General features: G+C 58.0%; 4 protein-coding genes. 1 reads left to right on the plus strand and 3 read right to left on the minus strand.

Going from position 1 to position 3947, the window contains the following annotated elements; translation table 11 throughout:
- The coding region (locus tag SMC5_RS09625) for a nitroreductase family protein (RefSeq protein WP_119120546.1) at positions 1–509 on the minus strand (509 nt) is incomplete at its 3' end.
- A gap of 31 nt (positions 510–540) precedes the next feature.
- Positions 541–1899 (minus strand): C1 family peptidase, encoded by a 1359-nt coding sequence (locus SMC5_RS09630; protein WP_207799202.1) that lies wholly within the window; start codon positions 1897–1899, stop codon positions 541–543.
- Positions 1900–2000: 101 nt separating this feature from the next.
- Here SMC5_RS09630 and SMC5_RS09635 point away from each other — a divergent pair, with 101 nt between their 5' ends.
- Positions 2001–2792 (plus strand): exonuclease/endonuclease/phosphatase family protein, encoded by a 792-nt coding sequence (locus SMC5_RS09635; RefSeq protein WP_119120547.1) that lies wholly within the window; start codon positions 2001–2003, stop codon positions 2790–2792.
- A 40-nt stretch (positions 2793–2832) separates the two neighbouring features.
- Here SMC5_RS09635 and SMC5_RS09640 read toward each other — a convergent pair whose 3' ends face one another.
- On the minus strand, positions 2833–3777 hold the full coding sequence (locus SMC5_RS09640; protein ID WP_119120548.1) for an NADH:flavin oxidoreductase/NADH oxidase: 945 nt from the start codon (positions 3775–3777) through the stop codon (positions 2833–2835).
- Positions 3778–3947 lie beyond the last annotated feature (170 nt).

The following is a 3947-nucleotide window of genomic DNA, read 5'->3' on the forward strand; positions in this document are numbered from 1 at the left end:
AGCGCCACTGCGGCCACGAGCTGGCCCGATTCTCCCAGCCATTCTTCCAGTTGCTGATACGCCGACCACACGTCACACATCCAGACCGCGCCCAGACCCATAGCCTGTGCGGCCAGCAGCATGTTCTGGATCGCCGCCCCGATGGACTGAGTGTCTACTGTTTCCATGACTATTTGCGCAAGCGAGTGCGACGCCCAGGGTGCCACACCTTCCGGGTTGAAGACAAAGATCGTCACGGGAGCGCGGTCCATGACACGCGCCGTCATAATGGCCGAGCCGGTGTCTATCCCGCGAGCCTTGGTGTCTGTGATGCCCTCGCGCATGACTCGTATCATCTGTGCGCGCTTCTCGTCGCCCGCCACCACGACGAACCGCCATGACTGATGGTTCTTACCCGACGGCGCGAGAATCGCCGCTGCGAGGACCGCGTTCACGGTCTCCTCGGTAACAGGACGGTCAGTGAATTTGCGGATGCTCCTCCGCGCGGCTATCGCTTCCAGGATATCCATGACTGGTGCCTCCCCGTAAAATTTCTGTATGTCAACGAGCCACAGCCAAGGCACCCATCGGGTCCCATGGCGGCAGGATCGTCGGCTCTTCACGCAGGACAGCAGCCAGATCCTCCGGGAGATAGTCCCGGCTGACGGCGACCTCGTACACGTACTCGTCGAACCACGCGTCTGTCATGACGATGAATCCCTTATCCCCGAACTTGTCTCCCCACGAATTCTCGACACGCCACTTGCGTGCATGCCCATCGCCGTCGAGGTCGACGCCTGTCAGCACCATGGCGTGCGTCATGGCACTCTGCCCATACATGATGCGCTCGGCCTTGTCACTCATGAGCCCCTCGCCATAGACAAGGTCATACTCATAGATCGACGGGTCCAGGATGCCGAGGTCCCGCTCTTCGAACTTGCCCACGTCGCAGCCGAACCACACCGGACGGCCGGCGACCAGCATGTCGATCGCAGCCTGCTTGAAAACCTCGATGGGCGTGTTCAGGTACCGGATACCCTTCGCCTCGATGACATTGCCCAGGTAGCCGATGGTGTATAGATGGTTCATAGGTTTGTCGGGCGTCGGGCAGTTGATGAGACAGACCTTGTTCTCGAGGTCCACGCCGACGTACCGCGCGAAGAAATCCTGCGGAGTGATGGTACCGTCCCGGTGGAAGGTACCCCCCTTGTCCCGCCACTGCCAGAAGAATTCGACGGGCGGCGTCCCGAGATGCGTGGCCAGCATGCGGAAGATCACGTTCATCATCATTTCCTTGCGCGAACGCAGGACGTCCTCTTCATCTCCACTGGCAGCCATGCGCCTCAGTTCGGCGGCATACTCGCGCAGCTTGGCCGTGATAACGTCGTTCATGTCCCTTGTGTTGCTGCTGCTCTCCGTCTCGGGCATGACGGTCTTCGGGACGACGCCGTACTTGGTCACGAGGGCACAGAACATGTCCCACTGGCCACCATCCTGCAAAGGGGAACCCAAGAGGTACATCAGGAGGCGCCCATCGACAGGCTCGGACAGCGTGGCAAGGATACTCTCGAGGAAGTAGCTCGCCTTCTCCAGCTTGTCCCAGAACATGAGGTAATTCTGTGACAGCTCGAACTTGTCAACATCAAGGCGTTTCATCGCTTCGGTCCGGAACGTATTGAGGCCGGAGAACAGCCAGCAGCGCCCGCTCTTCTCCTGAGCCGTCGCCTCGTTGCTCGGCAGCATCACGGAGAACGTGTGGTCTACCCCCGTCGCCGCCTCGTGGTTGAGGGCAACGGTATGCACGGAAACCCGCGTCACAGCGTTCTGTACCAGCCTGTTGACCGGATCGCTCTCGAATGACATCCTGAACTGATCGAGCATCTCTTGCGTCATGACTGCCTGTGGATTGTACTGACTCATGGTTCTTCCTCCCGTCGTGCGGGTTCTGCCACCCGTCGTCTCGTTTAGATTACACCGCTCCTGTGTTTTTGCGAGAGGGCCCAGCCTTGTATACTACTCATATGAGACTGCGAATCGCAAGCTGGAATGTGCGCGGTATGCCCCATCCGACCGATCAGCTCCGATTGCTGGCTGACCAGAACTCCGACATCCTGCTCCTGCAGGACGTGGGACCATCCGCCGTACGTGCCGTGGTGGACAGTCGCCTGTGGGAACACACCACCGACACATGGTCGTTTCCTATCTCTTCCCAAGGTGTCGCCCGCCGGGGCGGGTGCTTAATAGCGGCCACAGGCGAATGGGTGCTCGGGTCAGCGTTACCTGTCCCAGACCTCCTGCTCCCCAGTCGTTCGCTTGCCATCACTGCCACCCACACGGGATCCGCCCTGACGCTCCTCTCCTGCTATGCCCCCACTAATACGGGTCCAGGAAAAACGGAGCGACCCCGCGCGTTCAGCGCCCTTGCGGATTGGCTGTCCTCCGCCCCCTGCCCCGTCGTGCTGGGCATGGACGCCAACGGGCCGCGCGTGGACCACCCCGACATCGAGCAGAACCGCTGGTGGACACAAGAAGAGGCACTCATCCTTGGCGCCGGTACACGAACCGAAGACGTCCTGCGCCTGTGGTACGCCGACCATCCAGCTCAGCTGAAACGCCGGGTACGGTACTACCCCAACGGACCCCTTGTCGACTCATACCACCGTGGACGGAAAGGGAAGTACCTGCGCTGCCGCTATGACAGCATCCGCGTCTCGCCCGGTATCGGTGTCACGGATGTCCGCTACCTGTACGAAGACGCTGTCCGGGCTGGCAGCGATCACGCGCTCGTTGTTGCAGACATCGATCTGCCCTGAACAGCAGTGCGCCAACCGCTTCAGGGGTATCTTTACAAGATCAGACCTTATGAGCTCTCTTGTAAGACTCCGGCACATAGCCGGCGATTCCATGCTTTGTTGCTGCATTGATCGTCCAGTAGGGGTTGCGCAGAACCTCACGTCCCATCGCCACCAGATCCGCCCTGCCGTTTTGAAGAATTTCTTCCACCATCTCATCATTTGTAATCAAACCCACGGCGATTGTCGGTTTGCCACATTCTCTTCGTATCTTTTCTGACAAGGGGACCTGATACCCGGGATAATCGTTAATTTCTATAGGGAGCANNATTCCACCTTCCTGATAATCACGGGCAGAGACACGTATCCAAAGCGGCTTTTCTTCGGGCCAAACAGGGCGGACAGCTTCCAGTATTTCTTTGAGAAACCTGACCCGGTTCTCCAGACTGCCACCATACTCATCCGTGCGCCTGTTGGTAATCGGCGACAGAAACTCATGAACAAGGTATCCATGCGCTGCATGGATCTCCAAAGCGTCGAACCCGGCAGTATTTGCCCGCCCAGCCGCCGCTTTGAAAGCTGCAACAATCTCACCGATCTGCGTTTTCGTCAGCTCTTCCGGCATACGATAATCGCTGTCAAAGCGGACAGCACTTGGGGCAAAAGGTTGCCTTGTGGAGGACGTGCTCTTTCTGCCGGCGTGGTTGATTTGAAGCGCAATTTTGGCGCCGTTTACATGGCAGGCATCTACAATCCGTTTCAGCCCGGGAACCTGCTCGTCATTCCAGATGCCAAGGTCGTGGTCCGTGATCCTGCCCTCAGGGGCTACACCGGTCGACTCCACAATGATCAACCCTACTCCTCCCAGAGCTCTGGAGGCATAGTGGCATAGATGAAACGACGATGGCAAACCGTCAGACGTTGCCTGATACATACACATCGGCGGCATGACGATTCTGTTCTTAAGAGTCATACCTTTGACTTTGTATTCTTCAAACAGTTTCATAGTAGACACCTCCAAATTGCTTTCAAACCCCTTGTTCTATGAGCAGTCTACATTATCTATCCAGTGGAATCAACACTAAAATACCATAGTTCTGCAGGACGTCGTGCCGTGGTGGGCGCAAGAACGTGCAATGGGTACCGGTCAGGCCCGTCTGGCTTTCTTCTTTCGGG

Source organism: Candidatus Cryosericum odellii (assembly GCF_003570935.1).
Taxonomy (GTDB): domain Bacteria; phylum Caldisericota; class Caldisericia; order Cryosericales; family Cryosericaceae; genus Cryosericum; species Cryosericum odellii.

Coding starts and splice junctions, on each gene's coding strand:
- SMC5_RS09635 (WP_119120547.1), top strand. CDS start 2,001: ATGAGACTGCGAATCGCAAGCTGGAATGTGCGCGGTATGCCCCATCCG.
- SMC5_RS09630 (WP_207799202.1), bottom strand. CDS start 1,899: ATGAGTCAGTACAATCCACAGGCAGTCATGACGCAAGAGATGCTCGAT.